We start from the raw sequence: 23,873 nt of genomic DNA on the forward strand, positions 1-23,873 counted from the left end.
ACTCTCCATCCGAACACTCGAGGCATTGACCATGACGACTTCCCCCACCGACGCGCGGGACCTCCGCCCGTCCGAGGCGCCCGGTTCCCCGGCAGCCGCCGAGGCCACCGAGCAACGCGACGCGCTCGACTCCGGCGCGAAACGCAACTGGTGGCTGCTCGCCCTGGGGCCGGTGGCCGGCCTGGTGCTGGCCCTGGTGCTGCCGGCGTCGCTGTCCTTCGAGGGACGGGCCGTGGCCGGTTGCGCCCTGTGGATGGCCATCTGGTGGATGACCGAGGCCGCGCCCATCCCGGTGACCTCCCTGCTGCCGCTGGTGCTGTTCCCGCTGTTCGGCATGGCGTCCATGAAGGAGGTGGCGGCGCCGTACGCGGACTCCGTGGTGTTCCTCGTCATGGGCGGGGTGATCCTCGGCCTGGCCACGGAGAAGTCCAACCTGCACCTGCGCGTGGCGCTGCTGACCATCCGCGCGGTCGGCACCAAGCCGGCGCAGATCGTCTTCGGGCTGATGGCCGCCTCGGCGTTCATCTCGGCGTGGGTGTCCAACACCGCCACCGCGGTGATCATGGTGCCGATCGCGGTCTCCATCCTCCAACTGGTCCGCTCGGTCGACCGCGAGGCCGCCGGCACGAAGTTCGCCGCGTCCATGCTGCTCGGCGTCGCCTACGGCGTGACCATCGGCTCGACCGCCACCCTGATCGGCCAGCCCCCGATGGCCCTGATGAAGGCCTACCTCGGTGAGGCCCACGGCTTCGACCTGCAGTTCGGCCACTGGATGCTCGTGGGTGTCCCGTGGGCCCTGGTCATGCTGTTCATCGCCTGGCTGGTGCTGACCAAGATCGTGTTCCGCGCCGAGGTCCAGGAGATCCCCGGTGGCAAGGAGATGATCCGCCGGGAACTGGCCGCGCTGGGTACCATGACCACCCCGGAACGCCGTGTCGGCATCATCTTCCTGCTGGCCATCTTCTTCTGGGTCGCCGTCCCGTTCATCGCCGGCATCCCGGCCGTCGCCGAGACGCTGCCGTTCCTGGGCTCGATCTCGGACACCCAGGTCGCCATGGCCGCCGCGATCGCCTGCTTCCTGGTGCCGGCCCAGCGGCGCTCCGTGGACCCCGGCGGCACCGCCCTGCTGCGCTGGTCCGCGGCCAAGGAGATCCCGTGGGGCCTGCTGCTGTTGTTCGGCGGCGGCCTGTCCCTGTCCGCCATGTTCACCGCCACCGGGTTCAGCGACTGGCTGGGCGGCCAGGTCAGCGGGCTGACCGGCGTTCCGCCCTGGCTGGTGATGCTCGTGGTGATCATCGTCAGCCTGGCCCTGACCGAGCTGACCTCCAACACCGCCACCGCCGCGGCCTTCTTCCCGATCTTCGGCGCCGTGGCCGTGGGCCTGGGCATGGACCCGCTGTTCATGACCATCGCCGTCACCCTGGCCGTCTGCTCGGCCTACATGCTGCCCGTCGCCACCCCCTCGAACGCGGTGGCCTTCGGCTCCGGTGAGGTCTCCATCAAGCAGATGGTCCGCGCCGGGGTCTGGCTCAACGTGATCTCCCTGGCGCTGATCATGGTGGTCATGTACACGCTGGTGCCGCTGGTGTTCCCGGACGGGATGTGACCGCAGGGCACCACGGCGGGGCCGGCACGCTGTGAAAGCATGACTGTATGACGACCTACCTGACCGCGGTGGTGCCCCGGGACCTGGAGCAGCGATTCCAGGCGTGGCTGTCCCCTCACGTTCCCACCGACGGCAGCCCCCGTGGTTCCGCGGACCCGGCCCCGGCCGACGTCACGGGAACCGGCACCTGGGCCTTCGCGCCCGGTGCCGGTGAGCACCTCGCGATCGACCTCCCGGGCACCGGGGTCCGACTGCACCACGTGGGCCGCTCGGCCACCGCCGACCTGGTGCCCCCGCGGCCCGGGCGGGCCCCGGCCGGAGCCCTGTTCCGGGGCTACGCCCAGTCCCCCGCAGGGGACACCCTCGTGTTCGGCGGCGCCGGTGCCGCGGCCCTCGCCGAGAGGGACCCGGACGCGGTGTACGACTCGGGATCCGGCCTCATCGGTGGCCGGCACGGTCGCGAATGGGAGGGGACGCACCTGGCCGTGGCGTGGGATCCCGAGGGACTGACCGCGCACACGGACTTCTTCCGGATGCTGCCGCTGCTCTACACCTCCGGCAACGGACTGCTCGCCCTCTCGGACTCCTGGCAACTACTGGTCCGATTGCGCACCGCCCTGGGCCTGCCCGTCAGCATCAACACCGCGACCGTCTGTGCCATGGCCACCGACCGGGCCATCACCGAACACCCCCTGGACACCAGCACCGCCTGCACCCAGGTCCGCATGGCGACCGTGGGCGCCCAGGTCGCGGTCCGCTGGACGGCCGAGGGCGCCGACGAGCCCCGCGTGCACCAGGCCCCGTTCCCGGAGATCTTCGCGGAGCCCTCGGGGGCGTGGGCGGAGACGGTCCGTCAGGGCGCGGCGTCCATGGCCTCGGTGCTGCGCGCCTGGAGGGACCTGCCCGGCGGTTCCCTCCGGTTGTCCATGTCCGGCGGCGCGGACTCGCGGGCGGTCCTGGCCGCGGCCCGGCGGGCCGACCCGGAGCAGCAGTCGACCACGCTGACCACAGCGGCACCCGCCGCGGCCACCTCGCGGGACTACGACGTGGTCCAGGGCCTGGCACAGGCCACCGGGCTGCGGCTGGGCAACAACCCCTCGGCCCCTGCGCCCCAATTGCACCGGTACCGCAATCGCTTCCTGGTCTGGATGACCGGTTCCCTGGGCCTGCACGACCGGCTGCAGTTGCCCAGTCCCCGCGTGGGAAGCCCTGGGCACTACACGCTCACCGGCCACGGCGCAGGACTCTTCAAGGGCACCTACGGGTGGCGGCCCTTCATGGACGTCGCCGAGGGCCTGGAACGGTGGGACCCGGGTGTGGGCGCCGTCGCCGGCACGCTGGGCCGCGGGTACCTGAGATCCGTGGGGGTGGATCCCCGGTCCCCGGACTCGAGCGAATGGCACTACATCGGGCTGCGCAACGCCCTGCACGGCGGTCGCTTCACCCTGTCCACCTATTTCGGCAGCCCGCCGCTGATGCAGCGGGACCTGGGGCGGCTCGCCCACGTACCGGCGGACTCGTCCCGCTCGCTGCCCGCCGCCCTGCGCAAGCATCCGGATTCCAACGCGCCGCGGCTCAACACCTCCATCTCCACCGTGCTGACGGCACTGCTGGACCCCGGACTCGCCGCCCTGCCCTACGACGACCCCCAGAAGGACGTGGACCGGGAGACCCTGGACACCATCCTGGGCGTCGTCGGCGGGCCCCTGTCCGACGGCGAGCTCTGGCCCCTGGCCACGTACGGCGTCCCGGCCGACGTCGACCACGGCGCGGCGGAGACGTTCCAGTCCCTGTCCCGGACCTGGGGGCACACCGTGGACGCGGACCGTGCCTCCGTGGCGCCCCTGGTCGCCCGGGGCGGGGCGATCGCCGCCGACGCCGGACTGGCCGAGTGGTACGGACCACTCGCGGAACGCGCTGCCACCCTGCTGCAGGAGAAGGTGCCGATGGGTCATCAGCGTGGCTCGTTCGGGCGGTTGATGACGTTCCTGCCCCTCGCGGACGCCCCCCTGGACAGCCCCGTGCCTCCGCGGACCCCGGCCCGCCCCTCCACCCCGTCCACTCCGGGTGCGGGCTCACCGAGCGGGGTCCGGCCGCCCGTCCTCGCCAGCCCCGAACAGGCCGGCAGGCGGGTGGCACGGTTCACCCGCCGCGCAGCCGGGCGCCTCGTCCGCGGCCTGCGGGGACGCGACTGATGTCCACGTACCTGACCGCCGTGGTGCCCCGCGCCCTCGAGGAGCGGTTCACCGCCTGGCTGGGCCCCGTGGACGCGCACGACCACCTGGTGGTGGACTTCCCCGGCGGGCAGGCCCGCCTCCACCACGTGGCCCGGGCGGCACGGCGGGACCTCCTGACCTCGGCCCCCTCCGGTCCCGCCGGTCCCGCCGGACCGGGCACCGACGGCACTGACGGCACCGGGGGGACGGTCCCGATGGGCCGCCACGGGGTGACCCTGTTCCGCGGTTACGCCCAGGACCCGGAGGGAACCGCCCTGGTCTTCGGCGCGGGTGGGCTCGCCGACTGGCACCGCCGGTCGGCACCGGCCCGAGGCACCATCGCCCCGAGCCCCGGTGCGGACTGGGATGGCTGTCACCTGCTGGTGCAGGCGGCACCGGACGGCCTGACCGCCACCACGGACTTCTTCCGGCAACTGCCCCTGCTCTACACCACCGGAGCGGGCCTGGCGGCCCTCTCGGACTCCTGGCCGCTGCTGGTGGACCTGCGCTCCGCCCTGGGCCTGCCGGTCACGGTGGACACCGCCGCGGCCCTGGCCTCCGCCTGGTCCAACACGATGGCCAACCACCCCCTCTCGACCACGACCCTGTGCCACGAGGTCCGGATGCTCCCGCCGGCCGCCTGCCTGGCCGTGCCCGTGAGCGCCGAGGGCGCCGGGTCCGCCCGCACCGAGCAGTCCCCGTGGCCCGAGGTGTTCGCCCCGGTGAGCGGCTCATGGGGTGACCAGGTCCGCCGGGCCGCCGCCCGGACCGCCTCACTGGCGCAGGCCTGGGCCGCGTTCCCGGGGACCTCCGTCCGGGTGGCGCTGTCCGGCGGCGTGGACTCGCGGCTGGTGCTGGCCGCGACCCTCATGGCCGATCCCTCCTCGGACGTGACGGTGTACAACACCACCAACCTCGGTCGCGCCAACCGCGCGGACGCGGACACCGTGCAGGCCCTCTCCGATCGTTTCGGTTTCCCGGTGGGCGCCGGGGGGCGGCCGGCACCGCGTCCCGTCCTGGAGAAGTTCGCCTCGCCGCTGTCCGTCTGGCTGCTGGACTCCCTGGGACTGAACCATCAGCTGGCACTGCCCTCGTTCCGGGTGGGCGGTGCCGGGTTCTTCACGGTCAGCGGCCACGGGGCCGGCGTGCACAAGGGCGCCTACGGCTGGCGGTCCATCCCCGCCCTGCGCGCCGAGATCGCCGCCTCCGACCCACAACTGGCCGCGGCCGTGGCAGTCTCCGCCTCCGAGGTGCTGCACGAGGTCGGGATCGACCCGGAGGACGGGCCGCACGCGACGGAGTGGCACTACCTGGGCGTGCGCAATTCCATCCACGGTGGCCGGTTCGCGATCCAGAACATGCTCGGCCCCCGCCCGCTCATGCAACGCCAACTGGTGTCCCTGGCCCACGCCCCGGAGGGGTCCGCGGTCGCCCCGCCGCCGCAGGTCGGCCCCGCCTGGTCCCGGGGTCCCGGCAACCGCTCACTCACCGCCGCCGTGCTGTCCGTCCTGGACCCCCGCCTGGCCGCGGCCCCCTACGACCACCCGGCCAAGTCCATCGCCCCGGAGACCATCGAGGCAGTCCTGGCCGCCGCGGGCGGGCCGCTGGACCCGGCCGAGCGCCATGTGGTCCGCGCCTTCGGCGCCCCGGCCGACGTCGTCAACGGTCCTGCTCCGGTCTTCGAACGGTGGGCGCAGAACCGGCTCGACCACTACCTGGCGCACGCCCCGGAGCAGGTACCGGAGGGCGCCGGCATCCACGCCCAGGTGGGAGCCCTCGTGGACGGTGGGCTCCAGGTGGCCGGTGACGCCGGTCTCGCCGAGTGGTTCCAGCCCACGGCCGGGCGTGCCCGCACGTCCCTGGCCTCGGGCGGACCGTTGTCCCACGCACGCGGTGACGCCGGCACGCTCATGGCGTTCCTGCCCCTGGCCGGTGCCGGCATCACCGGCCCCGTTCCCGTCCGCCGGGTACCCCGCGACGCGGCAGCGGCCGTTCCCGGTCCCGCCGCCACCGGTCCCGCGCCCCGGGAACACACGCCTGCCACCGGTGCGGCCTCGCACCTGCGACGCCTGGCCCGCCGTGCCCTGCGCTCGGCGCGGAATCTCCGCGGCGGACGGTGACAGGATTGACCACCGGCGCGGCGCGGTTCCCTCCGCGCACCGTCGTTCAGTCGCGGACGGCCCCCGCAGCCTCGGTCTCGAGCCGCTGGCAGTCCAGGGGCCCCGGTCTCGGGTCGACGTCCGCGGCGGGCACGAGCCCCGTGTACTTCGTGCCCATGATGATGTCCACGGTGTCCTCCTGGCGGTCGTCGGGCCGGTAGACGGAACCCTCGATGTTCCGCTGGAGGGCGAGGGCGGTCTCCCGGCCGGCCGGACCGGAGAGGATGACGGCCACCATGCTGGACGTGGAGAAGCGCTTGTTGCCGACACCGTCGATGATGAACCGGCGCTGCTCGAGAGCGTTGGCCACGTCCCCGGCCAGGCCGCCGATGGTGGTGCCGTTGTAGACCGCGACGGGGGACTCCTTGGCGTAGCCGAACGTCCCGGCCGGGCACAGCAGCGGTTCTCCCGGAGGCGCCGCCTCCCAGCCAGGGATGGCCCACTCGCCCCGCAACACCTGCACGGCGATGACGGTCAGTCCGGCCACCAGCAGTGCCAGGAGCCCCAGCACGAGGCCGTGACGCCGGTGCCGTCGGCGGCGGTCGCGCGCCAGCAGGCGGGGGTCGACCGCACGGAAGTACCCGTCCAGGTCGTCCTCCGTGAAGATCCGCCGGCCGTCCTCCTCGATCCGCGGGTCATCCCGGAACGACTCCTGCGGTCGCGAGCCCCCCGGATGCCGCCCGTCGGTTCCCCCCGCACTGCCCATGCGCACTCCTTCAGCGATCGCGGACCGTGACGACCATTACACCCCAGATGAGGTGCCGAGTCCGAATGCCACCACCGCGGTCCGTGGGTGACCGGACGAGGCCGGTTCGCGCGGGCCGGGCCCCGGGTGGACCTAGGCTGGGGCCATGCGCACCCTCCCCTCCGCTGGATTCCTGCTCGACGTGGACGGGCCGATCGCCTCCCCGAAGACCCGACGGGTCCCGGAGGCGATCCTGACCGCCCTGGTGGCCCTGGCACGCCGCGGCGATCCGGTCGTGTTCAACACGGGCCGCTCGGCCGAGTTCGTGGCCCGGCAACTGGCGGAACCCCTGCGCCGGGCGGGCCTGCCGGCGGATGCGAGGTTCCATGCGGTCTGCGAGAAGGGCGCCGTGCGGTTCTCCTTCGCTGATCTTCCTGACGGCGACCTGCCGGACATCGGCGGCCGCGCCGGGGTGCCGGACTGGCTGGTGGTCGACGACGGCATGCGGTTGCCGGAGGAGCTCGAGTCCCGCCTGGCCCGGCTGGTGCAGGACGAGTTCGGTGCGACGATGTTCTACGACGACACGAAGCTGGCGATGTTCTCCGCGGAGATGAACGTGGGCGAGTCCCTGGAGCGCTACCACCGGGACCAGGCCCGGTTCGACGACCGGGTCCGCCGGTTGCTGGACGCGGAGGCAGCGGGGGACGGGTTCCAGCTCGACCCGACGATCATCTCCTCGGACGTCGAGCACCGCAGCAGCGGCAAGGACCTCGGGGCCTCCCGTTCCTGGGACCTCATCTCGGCCGACGGCGAACTGCCCGTGCGCTGGTTCACCTGTGGTGATTCCCGGACCGACTACGCGATGGCCGACTGGCTGCACGGCCACGGGGCGGACGTCGTCCACGTGGACGCCCGGCCCGCGGACGGCATCCCGGAGACCCCATACCCCGTGCTGACCAGCAGGGACCTGTCCGCATCGGGGTTCGGCCCGGCCGACGGGGTCCACGAGGTGACCGGCCAGGCGCTGCTGGAGTGGGCATTGAACACCATCGGCACCCCCGGGTCCAGTTCGTGACGGGATGACGTCACCCGGGGTAGCGGAAGGCAACGTGCCCCGCACCGGAGGGTCCGGCGTCGTTCACTAGTGGTATGACACCTGCTCTCCCCGACTCCGCGGCCGGACAGGCCGCGCTGGACATCCCCGTCCTGGACCTGTCCACCATGCGTTCGGCCGACGGGGGCTTCGCCCCCGAGTTCCTGGACCGGTTGCGGTACGCGGCGCACAACGTCGGGTTCTTCCAGATCGTCAACTACGGTGCAGCCGAGGGACAGGTCGACGAGCTGTTCCGCGTGACCGCCGAGTTCTTCGCCCGCCCGGACGAGGAGAAGCTGGCCCTGCACAACCAGAACTCCCCGCACTACCGGGGTTACTCCTCCCTCGGCGCCGAGCGCACCCAGGGCCGCCCGGACTCACGCGAGCAGATCGACTTCTCTCCCCACCGCGAACCGGTGCCGGCCGAGCACATCAGACCCGGTGAGGAGTACTGGCACCTGCAGGGCCCCAACCAGTGGCCCGCCGACATGCCGGAGCTGGAGCAGACCGCCATGGCGTGGACCGCCCTGATGGACCGGGTCGGAGAGGATCTGCTGAAGGCCCTGTGCGTGTCCATCGGGCTGGACGAGGACCACTTCGCCGAGCCGTTCTCCGGCGACCGCGCCTGGATGGCCAAGCTGGCCCACTACGTCGGCGGCGTCAAGGAGGCGGGGACCCAGGGCGTGGGGCTGCACGCCGACTACGGCTTCATCACCCTGCTGCTGCAGGACATGGTGGGCGGGCTCGAGGTGCGTCCCTACGGACAGGACGAGTGGCTGCCGGTCGAGCCGATCCACGGCGCCCTGGTGGTCAACCTCGGCGAGATGCTGGAGGTCGCGACCAACGGTTATCTGATGGCCACCATCCACCGCGCCCAGGCCCCGGACGAGGGTGTGGACCGGTACTCCGTGCCGTTCTTCTACTCCCCCCGCCTCGACGCCGTCATCGACCCCGTGGAGCTGCCGGCGGAGCTGGCCGCCCAGGCCCGTGGCGTCTCCGATGACCCCGAGAACCCGATGCTGGCCTCCTTCGGCTCGAACATGCTCAAGGGCTTCGTGCGGGCGCACCCGAAGGTGACGGAGAAGTTCCACCCGGAGCTCGCCGGGCGGTGACCCACCGGCGTACGGGCGGAGTGCCCGTCACGCCCCGACGACGCGAAGGACCCGCCGTTCCTGATCGGGATGATCAGGAACGGCGGGTCCTCGGTCGTTCAGGCAGGATGAGACGTGGTCAAAGCAGGGACTTGCGGTACCCCGCGGCCCTGGCGGCGGATTCCGTCCTGAAGCACTCCTCCGGGGTGGTCCGGCTGTAGTAGGACCCCGTGGGCACATGGTAGATACCGGAGTCGGCGTTGCCCTTGATCGGATGTGTCGACGGGCAGCTCTTCCCGCGCGGTGCCGTGCGGGTGGACACGGGCTTCGGTGTGGGCTTCGCCGCCGGCCTGGCCGCGGCCTGGACCCGCACGCCGGCGGAGGTCCTGGTCACCGTGGTGAAGCCGGCCTTGGACCCGGTCACCTTCACGGTGATGGTCCTGCCCGCGTCGGCGGACTTCAGCGTGTAGGCGGTCCCGGTGGCTCCGGAGATGGCGGCCCCGTTGCGGTACCACCGCTGGGTCAGCTTCGTCCCGGTGGTCCAGCTGCCGCGGCTGACCGTGAGCTTCATCCCGGCCTTGGCGGTGCCGGAGACCTTCGGCACGGCCGTCTTCAGCGTTCCGGCGGCCACGGCCCTCGACTTCGCCGACGTCACGGACTTGGTGGCGTAGCCCATCCTGGACCCGGTGACCTTGACCGTCAGCGCCTTGCCGCGGTCGGACGCCGTGGCGGTGTAGCTCTTGGCCGTGGCGCCCTTGATGCCCGAGCCGTTGCGGTACCACTGGTACTTCAGGACCGTGCCGGCCGTCCAGTTCCCCACGCTGGCCGTGAGCCTCTGACCCACCTTCGGTGCGGCGGGGACCTTCGGCACCGGAGCGGTCAGCACGCCGGCCGCGAGGGGACCGAAGGCAGCGGAGGTGACCGTCCTGGTGGTGTACCCGGCCTGGGAACCGGTGACCGCGACGGTCAGCGCCTTGCCCATGTCGTGCACCGTGGCGGTGTAGGTCTTGGCCGTGGCACCGGTGATGCGCTGGCCGGCGCGGTACCACTGGTACGTGGTCCTGGTACCGGGCGTCCAGTAGCCCACGATCGCGGTCAGCTTCTCGCCGACGCGCGGAGCGCCGGTGATCCGGGGGGTGGCAGCGACCAGCTCCCCCGGTGCGGCGGTCACGCTCGCCGTCGTGGTTCCTGGCGCTGTGACGGCCTGGTGGATGAGGGCCGCCGGGACGGCTGGTGACGAGGCTCCTGAGGAGGGCACGGCCCCGAGGGCCGGAACAGCACTGGTGAGCAGGAGGGTGCAGGCCAGTGCGGCGCCGCCCAGCACGCGCTGGGTCTTCCATGAGATACGAGACATGAGGACATCCTGACGCAGGCCCGACCGGGACCCGCGGAGGACACACACCTGTCTTCCACGTGTTCTGCCCCCATCCGCCGAGGTCAGACGGGGAAGTGAGGCGTGAGGGCCGGACCGACAGGCCCAGCAGCTCAGAACTCGATGACCTGCCGCACCGCCAGCCCGTCGGCCAGCCGGTCCATGCCCTCGTTGACCTGTTCCAACCGGATCGTGCCGGAGATGAGTTCCTCGAGGGGCAGCCTCCCCTCGCGCCAGAGCTGTTCGAACCGGGGGATGTCCCGCGCGGGCACCGCGGAGCCCAGGTAGGACCCCACGATCGTGCGGGCCTCCGCCGTCAGCACCAGCGGACTGATCTCGGCCACCGCGTCCGGCGCGGGCAGCCCCACCGTGACCGTCGTCCCGCCCGGGGCCGTCAGCCGCACCGCGGTCTCGAACGCGCGCGGGTGACCGGCGGCCTCGACGACGGCCCCTGCCCGGATGCCGGCCTCCTCGGCCTGTCGCGGCGTCAGGGCCCGGTCCGCCCCGAGGCGACGGGCCAGGTCCAGCTTCGACTCCTGCTGGTCGACGGCCGTGACCGTCCCGGACGTCAGCGCGCGGGCGACCAGCAGTGCCGCCATGCCCACGCCGCCGAGGCCCACGATGACGACGTCGTCCTCCGGCCCCGGCCGCGCCGCATTGACCACGGCACCGCCTCCGGTGAGCACGGCGCAGCCCAGCACGGCGGCGACGCCGGCCGGCACGTCCGCCCCGATCGGCACCACGGAGCGGCGGTCCACCACGGCGTGGGTGGCGAACCCGGAGACGCCCAGGTGGTGATGGACGTCCTCCAGCGCGGACGTGCCCGCGGCCTGGTCCCCTGCGGCCCGGTGCAGCCGGCGTCCACCGCCCAGCAACTCACCGGCGTTGTTGGCCGCCGATCCGCGCGCACACGGCAGCCGTCCCTCCGTGCGGCACTCGGCGCACTCGCCGCAGCGCGGCAGGAAGACCATGACGACGCGGTCCCCGGGCGCGACGTCGTCCACCTGGGATCCGACCGCCTCGACGGTCCCGGCGGACTCGTGGCCCAGCAGCATCGGCACCGGGCGGACACGATTGCCGTCCACGACCGACAGGTCCGAATGGCACAGCCCGGCCGCCTCGATGCGCACCAGGAGCTCCCCCGGGCCGGGCGGGTCCAGCGTCAGCTCCTGCACCCGCAACGGCACTGACCGCGCATAGGGGCGCTCCGCCCCGATACGTTCCAGCACGGCCCCGCGGATGGTGATCGGGCCGGGCCGGGAGCCGGAGGACGCCGCGTTCATCGCCCGCCGGCCTCGGACGCGTCCGGGGTGAAGCCGTCCAGGACACCGTCCGGCGTGGACAGCAGTGCCACCAGGGAGCAGTCCCGGTCGGCGTACCCCTCGTCGATCAGCTCCTGCAGCTGTGAGGCGATGAGCTGGGCCGCGGGCAGCCGGACGCCCGTCTGCGCCCCCGCGGCCAGGGCGAGGCCGACGTCCTTCGCGGCCAGGTCGACGCGGAAGGTGGCCTCGAAGTTGTTGTTGGCGGCCGCCGTCGGGATGATGTCCGGCACCGGGTACCAGGTCTGCTGGGACCAGCTGCGGCCCGAGGAGACGGAGACGATCTGCCAGAACACCTTCGGGTCCAGGCCGAGCCGGGCCGCGAGCTGGCTGCCCTCCGAGTTCGCCATCAGGGTGATGAACAGCATCATGTTGTTGCAGATCTTGGCAGCGGTCCCCGCGGTCGGCCCGCCGGCGGCGATGACCTTCCCGGACATGGGCCCCACGAGCTCGGAGGACCGCTCCACGGCGGCGGGTTCGCCACCGATCATGAAGCACAGCGTGGCGTCCGCGGCCCCGGAGGTGCCACCGGAGACCGGGGTGTCGGCGAAGGCGAAGCCCCGCGCCTCCGACTCCTCGTGGCACCACCGGCTGGTCTCGATGTCCACGGTGGAGGAGTCGCAGAGCAGCGCGTCCTTCGGGGCATGGGCCCAGATCCCGTCCGGTCCGTCGAACACCGCACGGACGTGTTCGCCCTTGGGCAGCATGGTGAACACCGCCTCGGCGTCCCGGACGGCCTCCGCGATGGAACCGACGACCTCCACTCCCGATTCCGCGGCCGCGGCGGCCGCCTGCTCGTTCAGGTCCACCCCTCGGACCTGATGCCCTGCGGCGACCAGGTTGGCGGCCATCGGCCCGCCCATGTTGCCCAGCCCGATCCATGCGTAGCGCGTCATCGCTGCTCCTGCCTCGTGTGTTGTGGGTCATGGACAGCATGGCCGGTCCGGGCCCCCTGGCGGAAGGGGGGGCCCGGACCGGCCACGATGCCGCACGGTCAGTCCCCGGCGGCGAGCCGCTGCCGGTCCACGTCGTCCAGCTCGTGCAGGGAGGACCCGACGGTCTCCCGGGCGACCGCCACGGCGATCAGGGTGACCACCGCGGCGATGGCGATGTAGATGGACACCGGGACCCAGCTGCCGAAGTCACGCAGCAGCGTGGTGGCGATGATCGGGGCCAGCGAACCGGCCACGATCGAGGTCACCTGGTAGCCGAGCGAGACCCCGGAGTACCGCATGCGGGTGGGGAACATCTCGGACATGATGGCCGGCTGGCCGGCGTACATCAGGGCGTGCACCATCAGGCCCAGGATGATCGTGAACAGGATGATCCACTCGTTCTTCGTGTTGAACATCGGGAAGGCCAGGAAGCCCCAGCCGATCATCAGGGTGGCCCCGATCGCGTACGGCAGGCGCCGGCCCACCTTGTCGGTCATGCGTCCGACGAGCGGCACCACGATGAAGTGGATGACGTGGGCGACCAGCAGCAACCGCAGGATGGTCCCGGTCTCCATGTCCAGCTGCGTGCTGAGGTAGGTGATGGAGAAGGTCACCACCATGTAGTAGAGGATGTTCTCCCCGAAGCGCAGGCCCATGGCCGTGAACACACCGCGGGGGTAGCGCTTGAGGACCTCGATGACGCCGTAGCCGGCCTTCGCGTTCTGCTCCAGCTCGGCCTTGGCCTCCTGGAAGATCGGGGCGTCGGTGACCTTGGTGCGGATGTAGTACCCGACGGCCACGATCACCACTGACAGCCAGAACGCGATCCGCCAGCCCCAGGCCAGGAAGTCCTCCTCGGAGAGCACGCCGTTCAGGACGAGCAGCACCACGGTGGCCAGCAGGTTTCCCATCGGCACCGCGGCCTGGGGCCAGGATGCCCAGAAGCCGCGCTCCTTGTCCGGTGAGTGCTCAGAGACCAGCAGGACGGCGCCACCCCACTCCCCACCGACGGCGAATCCCTGGAAGAACCTCAGGATGACCAGCATGATCGGGGCCGCGTACCCCACGGCGTCGAAGGTGGGCAGGCAGCCCATCAGGAAGGTAGTGACGCCGACCAGGATGATGGCCAGTTGCAGCAGGCCCTTGCGGCCGTACTTGTCCCCGAAGTGCCCGAAGACGATGCCGCCGATCGGCCGGGCGACGAAGCCGACCGCGTAGGTGAGGAACGCGTTGATGATCGCGTCCAGTTCACTGCCGCCGGCCGGGAAGAAGATCTTGTTGAAGACGATGGTCGCCGCAGTGGCGTAGAGGAAGAACTCGTACCATTCCACGACCGTGCCGGCCATGGATGCGGTCACCACCCGACGCAGGTTCTTCCTGTCCAGGTGGTGTGCTGAACTCGATTCGGCCACGGCGCTCATGCCGGTACTCCTTCGTCAGGGTGGCCCCACGGCCACGACCGATGCGATGTGATTGTCTCCACGGCACACGTGATGACCGTCACAGAGTAAGCCAAAGCCTGGTCAGTTGACAGGTTGTTCAGGTTTCCCGGACGAATCCGGGCACAAAAAAAGCGGCCCCGGCCGGATCATGTCCGGTCGGGGCCGCCGCCACTGGCGGAGGATGGGGGATTTGAACCCCCGAGGGCGTTAACCCAACACGCGTTCCAGGCGTGCGCCATAGGCCGCTAGGCGAATCCTCCTCAGTCGCTCCGGCCGGCCGCACGAGGGCAGCCGACGCAAGAGCAGGATTCATCGTACCTGACATCCGGGCCCCGGGACCAATCGAGGCCGGCCGGGCGCTCTGGCGGCCTCGGCGTCGGCCCGTCGCCCGGACGCTGGTATGCTGGATGCCGGCCCCTCACGTGGTGTCATCTCGCTGAACTCCCCCAGGACCGGAAGGTAGCAAGGGTAGGTGGGCTCTGGCAGGTGCGTGGGGGGTCTTTAACGTCCTCCCCACCCGGAGTCCCGTCGGAGGTGCCATGCCCGCTGGCCGTTACGCCCCGAGCCCTTCCGGCACCCTGCACCTGGGCAATCTCCGCACCGCGATCCTGGCCTGGCTGTTCGCCCGCCACTCGGGACGGGACTTCCTGATGCGGATCGAGGACCTGGACCGCGTCCGGTCCGGTGCCGAGCAGTCCCAGCTGGCCGACCTGCGGGCCATCGGCCTGGACTGGGACGGTGAACCGGTCCGCCAGTCCGAGCGGACGCAACACTACGAGCGCGCCGTGGAGTCCCTCGCCGCGGACGGGCTCGTGTACGAGTGCTTCTGCACCCGCAGGGACATCGCCGAGGCCACCAGCGCGCCCCACCCGGCACCGGCCCCGCAGCGCCTACCCGGGGACTCCCCCGCCGACTCCCCCGTCAGCCCGTCAGGCGTCGCCCCCCTGAACGTCCTGCCCCCGGGGTCCTATCCGGGCACGTGCCGCCGGCTCTCCGCGGCCGAGCGCGAGCGCCGGCGCCGGGAACGGCCTGCCGCCCTGCGGATCGACGCGGCCGCGGCCGCGGGACAGCCCGGGGGACCGGCCCCCGTCCACACCGCGACGGACCGGCTGCACGGTCCGGTCACCGCCGCCGTGGACGACTTCGTGGTGCGCCGCAACGACGGGGCCTTCGCCTACAACCTCGCCGTCGTGGTGGACGACGTCGCGCAGGGCATCGACCAGGTGGTCCGCGGGGACGACCTGCTCTCCTCGACACCCCGGCAGGACTGGCTCGCCCGGCTGCTGGCACGGCGGACGGGGTTGCCGGCACCGGAGACCGAGTACGTCCATGTACCCCTGGTGCTCAACGAGGCGGGCCAGCGCCTGGCCAAGCGGGACGGCGCCGTCACCCTCGAGGACCTCGCCGCACTGCCCGAGGGCGCCCCCGGCGTTCCCGACGGCGGCTGGTCGCCCGGGCGGGTCAGGGACCTGCTGCTGGGCTCACTCCAGCTGCCGGGCGGTGACCTGCAACACGCCCTGGCGCACTTCGATCCGGAGGGCGTGCCGCGCGTGCCGTGGACTCCTCCACACGCCCTGGCCCGCCCTGCGGAGCGGGCCCCGGAGAAGCTAAGGTTCCAAGGGTGACCACTGCCCTGTACCGCCGCTATCGTCCCGACTCCTTCGAGGACGTCATTGGCCAGGAACACGTCACCGTGCCCCTGATGACCGCGCTGTCCAAGGACCGGGTCAACCACGCCTACCTGTTCTCCGGGCCCCGCGGCTGCGGCAAGACCACGTCCGCGCGAGTGCTCGCGCGCTGCCTGAACTGTGCCGAGGGGCCCACCCCGAACCCCTGCGGCACCTGCGACTCCTGCCGGGAACTGGCCACCGGCGGTCCGGGCGCCCTGGACGTCATCGAGATCGACGCGGCCAGCCACGGCGGCGTGGACGATGCCCGGGACCTGCGCGAGCGCGCGACCTTCGCCCCGGTGCGGGACCGCTACAAGATCTTCATCATCGACGAGGCGCACATGGTCACCTCGGCCGGGTTCAACGCCCTGCTGAAGATCGTGGAGGAGCCGCCTCCGCACATCAAGTTCATCTTCGCCACCACGGAGCCGGACAAGGTGATCGGGACCATCCGTTCCCGCACGCACCACTACCCCTTCCGCCTGGTGCCGCCCGAGCCGCTGATGGAGTACCTCGAGCGGCTGTGCGTGCAGGAGGGCGTGGACGTGGAGCCGGGGGTGCTGTCCCTGGTGATCCGCTCCGGCGGGGGATCCGTCCGTGACACCCTGTCCGTGCTGGACCAGCTCATGGCCGGCGCGGCCGAGGGACGCATCGGCTACGACCTGGCCGTGAACCTGCTCGGCTACACCCCCGGCGCCCTGCTGGACGACGTGGTGGACGCCGTCGCCGCCGCCGACTCGCAGACCGTCTTCCGCGTGGTGGACCGGGTGGTCCAGTCCGGCCAGGACCCGCGGCGCTTCGTGGAGGACCTCCTGGAGCGCTTCCGGGACCTGGTGATCGTCAAGGCCATGCCGGACGCCGCCTCCTCCGTGCTGCACGGCATGCCCGACGACCAGTTGCGCCGCCTCGAGGCCCAGGCCGCGCAGCTCGGCGCCGGCGAGATCTCCCGGGCGGCGGACATCACCAACCAGGCGCTGACGGAGATGGTCGGGGCGACCAGCCCACGCCTGCATCTCGAACTGCTCATGGCCCGGCTCATGCTGCCCTCCTCGGACGCCACCGAGCGGGGACTGGCCGCCCGGCTGGACCGGATCGAACGTCGCCTCGCCTACGGGGGCACCCCCGAGGCCCCCGACGCCGGCGCGACCGTGCGCGCCCCGGGCCCGGCCACCGGCGCCCCGGGCTCCTTCGCCGCCCCGACGCAGGGCGAGGCGCCCTCCGGTGCTCCGACCGGCCTGAGTGGGGCCGCCCTGGCCCGTGCCGCGATGAAGCGTGCCGAGGACCAGTCCACGCCCGCCTCCGCCCCCTCGCCGGCCTCCGCCCCCTCGCCGGCTCCCGCGCCCGGGGCTTCCCGGCCGCAGGTCACCCCGTCCGCGGACTGGGGTGGTGGCTGGGGTGTCATGCCGGAGCCCCAGCCCCAGCAGGCCGACCGGGCCCAGCAGGCCGACCAGCCCCAGAGTCCCGAGGCCGACCGGCCGGTTCCGTCCTCGGCCGAGCAGCCGGCACCGGTGAGCCCCGGGCCGGCGGTGGGGCACACCGCGCAGGGGACCGAGCCTGCCGAGCCGGCACCGGTCCGGCGCGAGCAGGCGCCCGCCCAGGGCGGCCCGGCCGCGCCTCCCGCGGAGCAGGTCCCGGCCAGGACGTCCCGGCCCGAGACGTCCCGGACCGCTCCTGCCACCGCCGGGGACGCCCGTCCGGAGGAGCACGCGCCCTCCCGAGCGGGAGAGGAACAGGTTCAGCACGACACGTCGTCACGGGAGGCACCGGCCCCGGACCGGTCGGCGCTGGACCGGTCGACCCCGGCCCCGTCGGCCCAGGGCCAGCCGGGGGCCTCCGCCTCGCAGGTCGAGATGATCCGCCGGGCCTGGCCGGAGGTGCTCGCCTACCTGGAGGAACACTCCCGGCTGGTCTGGATGCTCGTCTCGCAGAACGCCTCGGTCGCGGGGTTCGACGGCCAGTTGCTGACCATCGGGTTCTCCGGGGACGGCCCCCGGGACACGGTCCAGCGCCGCGGCGGTGACCAGGTGATCGCCCAGGCGGTGCACGCGGTCCTGGGCATCCAGCCGCGTCTGGACCTCATCACCGGAGGGTCCGCCCCGGCGGGTGGTCCCGGCCCAAAAGCTGAGGGCCGCCCCGTCCCGGCGGCCCCCCGACCGGATGCAGTAGAGGAGCCCGCGGTGCCGGACCGGACCGCGCGCGACGCCACCCCGGCAGCGGCCCCGCCCTCGCCCGGACCGGCGGCCCCCACGCGCCCGGAGCCCGTCTCCCCGGTGCCACCGCCCCCGGCACCCGAGGCGGCCGTGCCCCAGCCGACCGCGCCGGAGCCCGCCACGCCGGACCACATGACACCGGCGTCCACGGCAGCTCCGTGGCCGGATCGCACTGGCATGTCCGACGGCCTGCCCGACGACACCCCCGATGACGAGGACCTGGAGACGGAGTCCGAGCCCGTCGAGGAGGGCGCCACGGGTCCGGGCACCCCGCCCCCGCCGGAGGACCTGGAGGCCGATTCCGTCCCCGTGTCCGACTGGTACGGAGAGGAGCCGCACGACGACGCGTTCCCGCCTCCCCCCGAGCCGGACGAGGAGGACCGGGACGACGTCTATTCGGACACGCGTCCGTCCTGGGGCGAGCGGCCGGTCCCGCGGCCGGAACCCGGCCTCGGGGGGATTCCCCGCCCGGAGCCCGGCCAGGGGTCGATCCCGCGGCCGGTGTCCGACGCCGGCGCGGCCCCCCGGCCCGAACCCGGCCGCGGAGGGATCCCGTCCTTCGCCCGTCCCGAGGCGGAGTTGCAGGCCGAGTTCGAGGCACGCATGTCCCGCCGCGGTTCCGGGGCCTCCGCCAGCAGCGCCCCCGAGGCCGGTTCCTCGGCGCCGGCGTCCGGGACCGGGACGGACGGCACCCCGCACCACCGCCGGGCCAGTCGCTTCCAGCAGATGATGGAGCAGTACCAGCGCACCCAGGACGGCGCTCCCCCGCCCACGCCCGGCCGGCCCGCCGGGCCGGTCGGGGATCCCGGACCGGGGGCGGGGGGCAACGTCCCGGGACCGGGGTCGCCGTCGCCCGGGACCGGCCCGGCCGCCACGGGACCGGCGGCGGACAGCCACGCACCCGGCGGTGCTGCCCGCCCCGGCCCGGGACGGTCCGTAGACTGGGACGACGTTCCCAGCGACGACGACGTCACCATCGAGGAGTCCGGCATGGCCGGACGCAAGGTGGTCGAACGCCTGCTCGGCGGACGCCTCGTGGAGGAACGGATGCTGGACGGAAGCCCCCTGTCCTGATCTGAGAGCCGCCCGGACAACGTCCTTTCGTCCGGGCCCGGGGGCAGTGATCCAACGCGGAAAGTGGTCGGTAACGTGTACGAAGGTGCGGTCCAGGACCTGATCGACGAACTCGGGCGGTTGCCCGGCATCGGCCCCAAGTCCGCCCAGCGCATCGCCTTCCACATCCTGGAGGCCGACCCCGAGGACATGCTGCGGCTCGCGGACGCCATCCGGACCGTGAAGGACAAGGTCAAGCTCTGCACGATCTGCTTCAACGTCTCCGAGCAGGAGACGTGCTCGATCTGCCGGGACGAGCGCCGGGACCCCTCCCAGGTGTGCGTCGTGGAGGAGTCCAAGGACGTCATGGCGATCGAGCGCACCCGGACCTTCCGCGGCAGGTACCACGTGCTCGGCGGGGCGATCAACCCGATCGCCGGCATCGGGCCGGACCAGCTGCACATCCGGGAGTTGCTCACCCGCCTCCAGGATGCCGCGATCGAGGAGGTCATCCTCGCCACCGACCCGAACCTGGAGGGCGAGGCGACGGCCACCTACCTGTCGCGCATGCTCGGGGCCACCGGCCTGAAGGTCACGCGGCTGGCCTCCGGACTGCCCGTCGGCGGCGACCTGGAGTACGCGGACGAGGTGACACTGGGACGCGCCTTCGAGGGCCGCCGCAGCGTCACCGGGTGATCCGTCGCACCGGGACTATGCCAGCGGGTTGAACGTGTAGCCCGAACCGTCAGGCCGTCCGGCGACCGTGCTGAACGGTTCCGCGAGGTCACCCCGGAGCCGGTCCACGGTCTGGCGGAAGTGCTCGCCCAGCGTGCGGCAGGCCCCCTCGGCGTCGCCGTCGGCGACCTGGCGCAACAGGCTGCGGTGAACGTCCAGGATGTCGGTCCGCACCACGTAGCCCTCCCGGTGGGACAGCGCGGCGATGCGGGTCTGCACGATGAGCGTGGACGCGTACGCGGTGAGCCGGTGGTTCCCCGTGGCTTCGACGAGGCCGTAGTGCAGGTCCAGGTCGGCGTCCCCGATCCGCCGGGCGTCCGTGCCCGCCTCCACGGCCGATTCGAGCGCGGCCAGCAGGTCTCGCACCGTGCCCACCCTCTCGTCCCGCTGCGCCTCGTCCAGACCGGACAGGACGCGTACGGCGTGACCCTCGATCGCCAGTCTCGCCTGGTAGAGGTCCTCCACCTCGTCCCGGTCGATCGTGGCCACCCGCAGGCCCGCTCCGGGCCGGGTCACGAGGAGTCCCTCCTGGACCAGCCGCTGGGCCGACTCGCGCAGGGGACCCCGACTCACGCCCAGCTGGGCGGCGATCTCCGCCTCGCGCACCGAGGAACCCGGCCGCAGCGTTCCGCCGTAGATGGCAGCGCGCAATTCCACGGCGATGAGGTCCACCGTGGACGGGCGCCGGACCACCTTGACCAGCGGACGGGCCACCAGGCCGTCGCGTCGGGACGGTTCCGGTGCCGTGGGCGTGTTCATGCGGGTCTTCCTTTCCACGCACCGGTGCGTCCGGCACGGGACACGGCCGCTCGATGCGCGCCCGGGGCGGGACGGTCCGATGGATCCCGAGGGCGCGTGTGGGCCAGATCCTGCCATGCGGATCGTTATATTGTCGACATTCTTCCGGTCGACGATCCCATGGTGTGCCAGATCACATTCTGCTAGCGTCGGAAATCAGTTGCCTCACTAGCGGTGATTCCGGTCGCCGGGCAGGCCATCCTCGGCCTGGTACCGGACCGGAATCCGCCTCGCACACCCTTCGCACCGTCATCATTCGCACGACCGGCCCCTCGCCGGCAGCCCGGGGGCCGGGAGGTTGAGGAGCAGACCATGACCGTCCCCACCCCCACCGACCAGTCCACGTCGGCCTCCCACAATCCCGGTTCCCCCCGGAGGCGACTGCTGGGACTGGGCCTGCTGACCGCCTCGGCCCTGGTGCTCACGGCGTGCGGGGGCGGTGGAGGAGGCGAAGGCGAGGGCGGCACCGCCGCCGCGGGCAACACCCTGGAGCGCCTGCAGCAGGAGGGCACCATCACCGTCGGGATCGCCGGCGAGGTCCCCTACTCCTATCTGGAGGGCGGGGAACCGGCGGGGGCCACCGTGGCCATGCACGAGAAGATCTTCGCGGACATGGGCATCGAGAACGTCGAGGCCGAACTGGTGGAGTGGAACTCGCTGATCCCGGGACTGACCGCGGGCCGCTTCGACGCGGTCTCCGCCGGCATGTCCATCCTCCCGGACCGCTGCGCCCAGGCGGCCTTCTCCGATCCGGAGATCATGTACACCACCACCCTGATGGTCGCCGAGGGCAATCCGAAGAACCTCACGGATCTCGACTCCGTCAAGGAGAAGACCGACGCCGGTGAGAACATCAACCTGGCGGTCCTGGCCGGCGGCATCGAAGCCGGTTACGCCGAGTCGCTCGGCCTCAAGGTCCAGTCCGTCCCGGACGCCCAGACCGGCATGGACACCGTGGCCAACGGCCGTGCCGATGCCTTCGCCATGACCGCGATCTCGCTGAACATCATGGCCGAGGAGAACCCGGACGCCGGGGTGGAGACCACCGAGGCCTTCGTGCAGGTGATCGACGGCGTCGAGCAGATCGGCGCCGGCGCCACCGTCTTCCGCCAAGAGGACACGGAGCTGGTGGAGGCCTACAACGAGTCCCTGGCCTCGGTCACCGAGTCCGAGGAGTCCTACCTGGCAGTGGTGGGGGACTACGGCTTCACCGCCGAGAACCTGCCGCCGAAGGACCTGACCACCGAGCAGCTCTGCTCCGGCGACCTGGGCTGACGCACCGTGCTGGAGAACATCCAGGCCACCGTCGAGGCCTGGCCGTTCCTGGCCGAGGGGCTGTGGGTGACCATCCAGCTCACGGTCCTCGGCTCGGCCCTGGCCCTCGTCCTGGCGATCATCCTCGGGCTGATGGCCGGGGCCCCCACCAGGGCCCTGGCCGTGCCCGGACGGATCATCATCGAGTTCTTCCGGGGGACCTCCCTGGTGGTCCAGCTGTTCTTCATCTTCTTCGTCCTGCCGCAGTTCGGGATCGACCTGCCGGGGATGGTCGTGGGCGTCCTGGCCCTGGGGCTGAACTACGGCGCGTATGCCGCCGAGGTGGTCCGGGGGTCCATCGCCTCCGTGCCGCGGGGCCAGTGGGAGGCCACCACGGCGCTGTCCATGTCACCGGTGCACCGCATGCGCCGGGTGATCTTCCCGCAGGCCTGGGCGCTGATGATCCCCTCCCTGGCCAGCCTGATGGTCCACCTGCTCAAGGGCACCGCGATCGTCAGCGTGATCCTGCTGCAGGACTTCACCTTCCACCTGGACCAGTTGCGCCGGGTCACGGACACGACCTGGGCGTACGCCGTCGTCGGGCTCGTGGGGTACTTCGTGCTGGCTCTCGCGCTCACGCTCGTCATGAACGCCCTCGAGGCCCGCGCCAAGCACCGGCTCGGCCGGGGTCCATCCCTGCGTGAGATCCTCTCTCCGACGCCGACCGGCAAGGACAGCCTGGCCACCGCGGGGAGGGGGACCTGATGCAGGAGCAGGCAGAGATCTGGGACTGGGAGATGTTCTTCCGCGCCCTCCCACCCGTGCTCGAGGGCTTCCTCACGGTCACCCTGCTGGTGACGGTCGTGGGCACGGCGATCGCCGCGGTGCTGGGACTGGTGTGGGCCATGCTGATCCGCCTGGCCCCGCAACCGGTCTCCGGGATCGTCAAGTGGGTCGTGGCCTTCATCCGCATGACCCCGATCGTCGTGCAGCTGTTGTTCGCCTACTACGCGTTCCTGATGTTCGATGCCATGACCATCGGCATCGTGGTGTTCGGGATCCACTACTCCACCTACATGTCCGAGGTGTACCGCGCGGGGATCGACGCGGTGCCGAAGGGCCAGTGGGAGGCCACCACGGCCCTGTCCATGTCCACGCGCCGCACCTGGGCCGCCGTCGTCATCCCACAGGCCCTGCGGGCCACGGTGCCGGCACTGGGCAACTACGCGATCTCCATGTTCAAGGACACGCCGTTCCTCCTGGTGATCGGGGTGGTCGAGATGGTCAACGCGGCCCAGATCTTCGGCGGCAACAACTTCCGCTACGTGGAGGCCATCACCCTGGCCGGCATCATCTTCCTGCTGGCCAGCTACCCGACCTCCGTCCTCATCCGCCGAATGGAGAAGCGCCTTGCCTACGCCCACTGACACCGCTGACACCGCTGACACCCCGATCATCGAGTTCCGGGACGTGGAGAAGCGCTTCGGGGACAACGTGGTGCTCAAGGACCTCGACTTCCACGTCAACCGGGGTGAGCGCGTGACCCTGATCGGCCCGTCCGGTTCGGGCAAGACCACCATCCTGCGGCTGGTCATGACCCTGGAGGAGGCCACGGACGGGATGATCCTCATCGACGGGGACCCGCTGACCCACCGGATCGTGGACGGCAGGCGCGTGCGGTTGTCGAACCGCGAGATCAAGAGGACCCGTACCCGGATCGGGATGGTCTTCCAGCAGTTCAACCTGTTCCCGAACATGACCGTGATCCAGAACATCACCGAGTCCCCCATCCACGTGCTCGGCCAGTCCAGGGCCGAGGCCACGCGCAGGGCGAGGGAGCTGCTGCACCAGGTGGGCCTGGATGACAAGGCCGACGCCCACCCCTCCTCCCTGTCCGGCGGCCAGCAGCAGCGCGTGGCCATCGCCCGCGCCCTGGCCATGGATCCGGAGATCCTGCTGCTGGACGAGGTGACCTCGGCGCTGGACCCGGAGATCGTGGGAGAGGTCCTGGGCATCCTGCGGCGCATCGCGGAGGACACGGACATCACCATGCTGATCGTCACCCACGAGATGCAGTTCGCCCGGGACGTCTCCGACCGCGTGCTGATGTTCGACGGCGGATCGATCGTGGAGGACGCCGACCCGGACACGATGTTCACCGCCCCCGCCCACGAGCGCACCCGGAAGTTCCTCCGGGCCGTGCTCGGCGAGGGACAGATCGGCACGCGCTAGGGA

At 71.8% G+C, this 23,873-nt stretch carries 18 protein-coding genes, 1 tRNA gene and 1 other RNA gene; 13 read left to right on the forward strand and 7 right to left on the reverse strand.

The features are described 5' to 3' along the window. Positions 1-31 precede the first annotated feature (31 nt). From GGQ69_RS14925 to GGQ69_RS14935, 3 genes are read left to right on the forward strand one after another with little or no spacing between them, the layout of a single operon-like run. The gene (locus GGQ69_RS14925; protein ID WP_183529964.1) at positions 32-1,606 is read left to right on the forward strand and encodes a DASS family sodium-coupled anion symporter; all 1,575 of its coding nucleotides are present in this window, start codon (positions 32-34) and stop codon (positions 1,604-1,606) included. Positions 1,607-1,653: 47 nt separating this feature from the next. Next, entirely contained in the window at positions 1,654-3,801 is a 2,148-nt protein-coding gene (locus tag GGQ69_RS14930; protein ID WP_183529966.1) for a hypothetical protein, read from the forward strand. After that, positions 3,801-5,942 carry a hypothetical protein gene (locus tag GGQ69_RS14935; RefSeq protein ID WP_183529968.1) on the forward strand — a complete coding sequence of 714 codons (2,142 nt, stop codon included), beginning with the start codon at positions 3,801-3,803 and terminating at the stop codon, positions 5,940-5,942. The genes GGQ69_RS14930 and GGQ69_RS14935 overlap by 1 nt, the downstream gene beginning before the upstream one ends. A 46-nt stretch (positions 5,943-5,988) precedes the next feature. On the opposite strand, the gene GGQ69_RS14940 is transcribed toward GGQ69_RS14935, so the two are convergent. After that, the gene (locus tag GGQ69_RS14940; protein WP_183529970.1) at positions 5,989-6,687 is read right to left on the reverse strand and encodes a LytR C-terminal domain-containing protein; all 699 of its coding nucleotides are present in this window, start codon (positions 6,685-6,687) and stop codon (positions 5,989-5,991) included. Positions 6,688-6,832: 145 nt separating this feature from the next. On the opposite strand from GGQ69_RS14940, the gene GGQ69_RS14945 reads away from it, so the two are divergent. Together GGQ69_RS14945 and GGQ69_RS14950 are read left to right on the forward strand one after the other, a co-directional pair. After that, a complete protein-coding gene (locus tag GGQ69_RS14945) occupies positions 6,833-7,741 on the forward strand; it encodes a haloacid dehalogenase (protein ID WP_183529972.1) in 909 nt (302 codons plus the stop codon). Between the two features lie 74 nt (positions 7,742-7,815). Further along, a complete protein-coding gene (locus GGQ69_RS14950) occupies positions 7,816-8,871 on the forward strand; it encodes an isopenicillin N synthase family oxygenase (RefSeq protein WP_183529974.1) in 1,056 nt (351 codons plus the stop codon). Between the two features lie 118 nt (positions 8,872-8,989). Here the strand turns inward: GGQ69_RS14950 and GGQ69_RS14955 are convergent, their stop codons facing one another. The 5 genes from GGQ69_RS14955 to GGQ69_RS14975 form a co-directional block, all read right to left on the reverse strand. Next, the gene (locus GGQ69_RS14955; RefSeq protein ID WP_183529976.1) at positions 8,990-10,204 is read right to left on the reverse strand and encodes a hypothetical protein; all 1,215 of its coding nucleotides are present in this window, start codon (positions 10,202-10,204) and stop codon (positions 8,990-8,992) included. 131 nt (positions 10,205-10,335) lie between these two features. Continuing rightward, positions 10,336-11,469 (reverse strand): alcohol dehydrogenase catalytic domain-containing protein, encoded by a 1,134-nt coding sequence (locus GGQ69_RS14960; protein ID WP_183530053.1) that lies wholly within the window; start codon positions 11,467-11,469, stop codon positions 10,336-10,338. Positions 11,470-11,501: 32 nt separating this feature from the next. After that, positions 11,502-12,437: an NAD(P)-dependent oxidoreductase gene (locus GGQ69_RS14965; protein WP_183529978.1), complete on the reverse strand. Its 936-nt coding sequence runs from the start codon at positions 12,435-12,437 to the stop codon at positions 11,502-11,504. A 98-nt stretch (positions 12,438-12,535) separates the two neighbouring features. Further along, complete coding sequence (locus GGQ69_RS14970; RefSeq protein ID WP_183529980.1) at positions 12,536-13,897, reverse strand: MFS transporter; 1,362 nt, start codon at positions 13,895-13,897, stop codon at positions 12,536-12,538. A gap of 193 nt (positions 13,898-14,090) precedes the next feature. Continuing rightward, positions 14,091-14,178, reverse strand: a tRNA-Ser gene (locus tag GGQ69_RS14975). A gap of 149 nt (positions 14,179-14,327) precedes the next feature. Between GGQ69_RS14975 and ffs the strand changes: the two genes are divergently transcribed. The 4 genes from ffs to recR all read left to right on the forward strand — a co-directional run bounded on the left by ffs (position 14,328) and on the right by recR (position 19,547). After that, positions 14,328-14,424, forward strand: an RNA gene (ffs, locus tag GGQ69_RS14980) — signal recognition particle sRNA small type. 33 nt (positions 14,425-14,457) lie between these two features. Then, complete coding sequence (gluQRS, locus tag GGQ69_RS14985) at positions 14,458-15,543, forward strand: tRNA glutamyl-Q(34) synthetase GluQRS (RefSeq protein ID WP_183529982.1); 1,086 nt, start codon at positions 14,458-14,460, stop codon at positions 15,541-15,543. Then, positions 15,540-18,872, forward strand: coding sequence for a DNA polymerase III subunit gamma and tau (locus tag GGQ69_RS14990; protein WP_183529984.1), 3,333 nt, complete (start codon positions 15,540-15,542; stop codon positions 18,870-18,872). The genes gluQRS and GGQ69_RS14990 overlap by 4 nt, the downstream gene beginning before the upstream one ends. Positions 18,873-18,947: 75 nt before the next feature. Next, complete coding sequence (gene recR, locus GGQ69_RS14995) at positions 18,948-19,547, forward strand: recombination mediator RecR (protein ID WP_010144034.1); 600 nt, start codon at positions 18,948-18,950, stop codon at positions 19,545-19,547. Positions 19,548-19,562: 15 nt separating this feature from the next. Here recR and GGQ69_RS15000 read toward each other — a convergent pair whose 3' ends face one another. Continuing rightward, on the reverse strand, positions 19,563-20,345 hold the full coding sequence (locus GGQ69_RS15000) for a GntR family transcriptional regulator (protein ID WP_183529986.1): 783 nt from the start codon (positions 20,343-20,345) through the stop codon (positions 19,563-19,565). A gap of 351 nt (positions 20,346-20,696) precedes the next feature. On the opposite strand from GGQ69_RS15000, the gene ehuB reads away from it, so the two are divergent. The 4 genes from ehuB to ehuA are packed head-to-tail and all read left to right on the forward strand — an operon-like array spanning position 20,697 to position 23,870. Beyond that, positions 20,697-21,659 (forward strand): ectoine/hydroxyectoine ABC transporter substrate-binding protein EhuB, encoded by a 963-nt coding sequence (ehuB, locus tag GGQ69_RS15005; RefSeq protein WP_183529988.1) that lies wholly within the window; start codon positions 20,697-20,699, stop codon positions 21,657-21,659. A gap of 6 nt (positions 21,660-21,665) precedes the next feature. After that, entirely contained in the window at positions 21,666-22,403 is a 738-nt protein-coding gene (locus tag GGQ69_RS15010) for an amino acid ABC transporter permease (protein WP_183529990.1), read from the forward strand. Then, entirely contained in the window at positions 22,403-23,065 is a 663-nt protein-coding gene (gene ehuD, locus GGQ69_RS15015; RefSeq protein WP_183529992.1) for an ectoine/hydroxyectoine ABC transporter permease subunit EhuD, read from the forward strand. The genes GGQ69_RS15010 and ehuD overlap by 1 nt, the downstream gene beginning before the upstream one ends. Then, on the forward strand, positions 23,049-23,870 hold the full coding sequence (gene ehuA / locus GGQ69_RS15020) for an ectoine/hydroxyectoine ABC transporter ATP-binding protein EhuA (RefSeq protein ID WP_221243855.1): 822 nt from the start codon (positions 23,049-23,051) through the stop codon (positions 23,868-23,870). Before ehuD ends, ehuA begins: the two co-directional genes overlap by 17 nt. Positions 23,871-23,873: the final 3 nt, after the last annotated feature.

The organism is Micrococcus sp. TA1, assembly GCF_014199555.1.
GTDB lineage: Bacteria > Actinomycetota > Actinomycetes > Actinomycetales > Micrococcaceae > Citricoccus.

Excerpts from the sequence above, each read along its gene's own strand:
- GGQ69_RS14925 (WP_183529964.1), top strand. The coding sequence starts at position 32 with ATGACGACTTCCCCCACCGACGCGCGGGACCTCCGCCCGTCCGAGGCG.
- GGQ69_RS15000 (WP_183529986.1), bottom strand. The coding sequence starts at position 20,345 with ATGAACACGCCCACGGCACCGGAACCGTCCCGACGCGACGGCCTGGTG.
- GGQ69_RS14965 (WP_183529978.1), bottom strand. The coding sequence starts at position 12,437 with ATGACGCGCTACGCATGGATCGGGCTGGGCAACATGGGCGGGCCGATG.
- GGQ69_RS14930 (WP_183529966.1), top strand. The coding sequence starts at position 1,654 with ATGACGACCTACCTGACCGCGGTGGTGCCCCGGGACCTGGAGCAGCGA.
- GGQ69_RS14940 (WP_183529970.1), bottom strand. The coding sequence starts at position 6,687 with ATGGGCAGTGCGGGGGGAACCGACGGGCGGCATCCGGGGGGCTCGCGA.
- GGQ69_RS14935 (WP_183529968.1), top strand. The coding sequence starts at position 3,801 with ATGTCCACGTACCTGACCGCCGTGGTGCCCCGCGCCCTCGAGGAGCGG.
- ehuD (WP_183529992.1), top strand. The coding sequence starts at position 22,403 with ATGCAGGAGCAGGCAGAGATCTGGGACTGGGAGATGTTCTTCCGCGCC.
- ehuB (WP_183529988.1), top strand. The coding sequence starts at position 20,697 with ATGACCGTCCCCACCCCCACCGACCAGTCCACGTCGGCCTCCCACAAT.
- gluQRS (WP_183529982.1), top strand. The coding sequence starts at position 14,458 with ATGCCCGCTGGCCGTTACGCCCCGAGCCCTTCCGGCACCCTGCACCTG.
- GGQ69_RS14950 (WP_183529974.1), top strand. The coding sequence starts at position 7,816 with ATGACACCTGCTCTCCCCGACTCCGCGGCCGGACAGGCCGCGCTGGAC.
- GGQ69_RS14945 (WP_183529972.1), top strand. The coding sequence starts at position 6,833 with ATGCGCACCCTCCCCTCCGCTGGATTCCTGCTCGACGTGGACGGGCCG.
- GGQ69_RS14955 (WP_183529976.1), bottom strand. The coding sequence starts at position 10,204 with ATGTCTCGTATCTCATGGAAGACCCAGCGCGTGCTGGGCGGCGCCGCA.
- GGQ69_RS14970 (WP_183529980.1), bottom strand. The coding sequence starts at position 13,897 with ATGAGCGCCGTGGCCGAATCGAGTTCAGCACACCACCTGGACAGGAAG.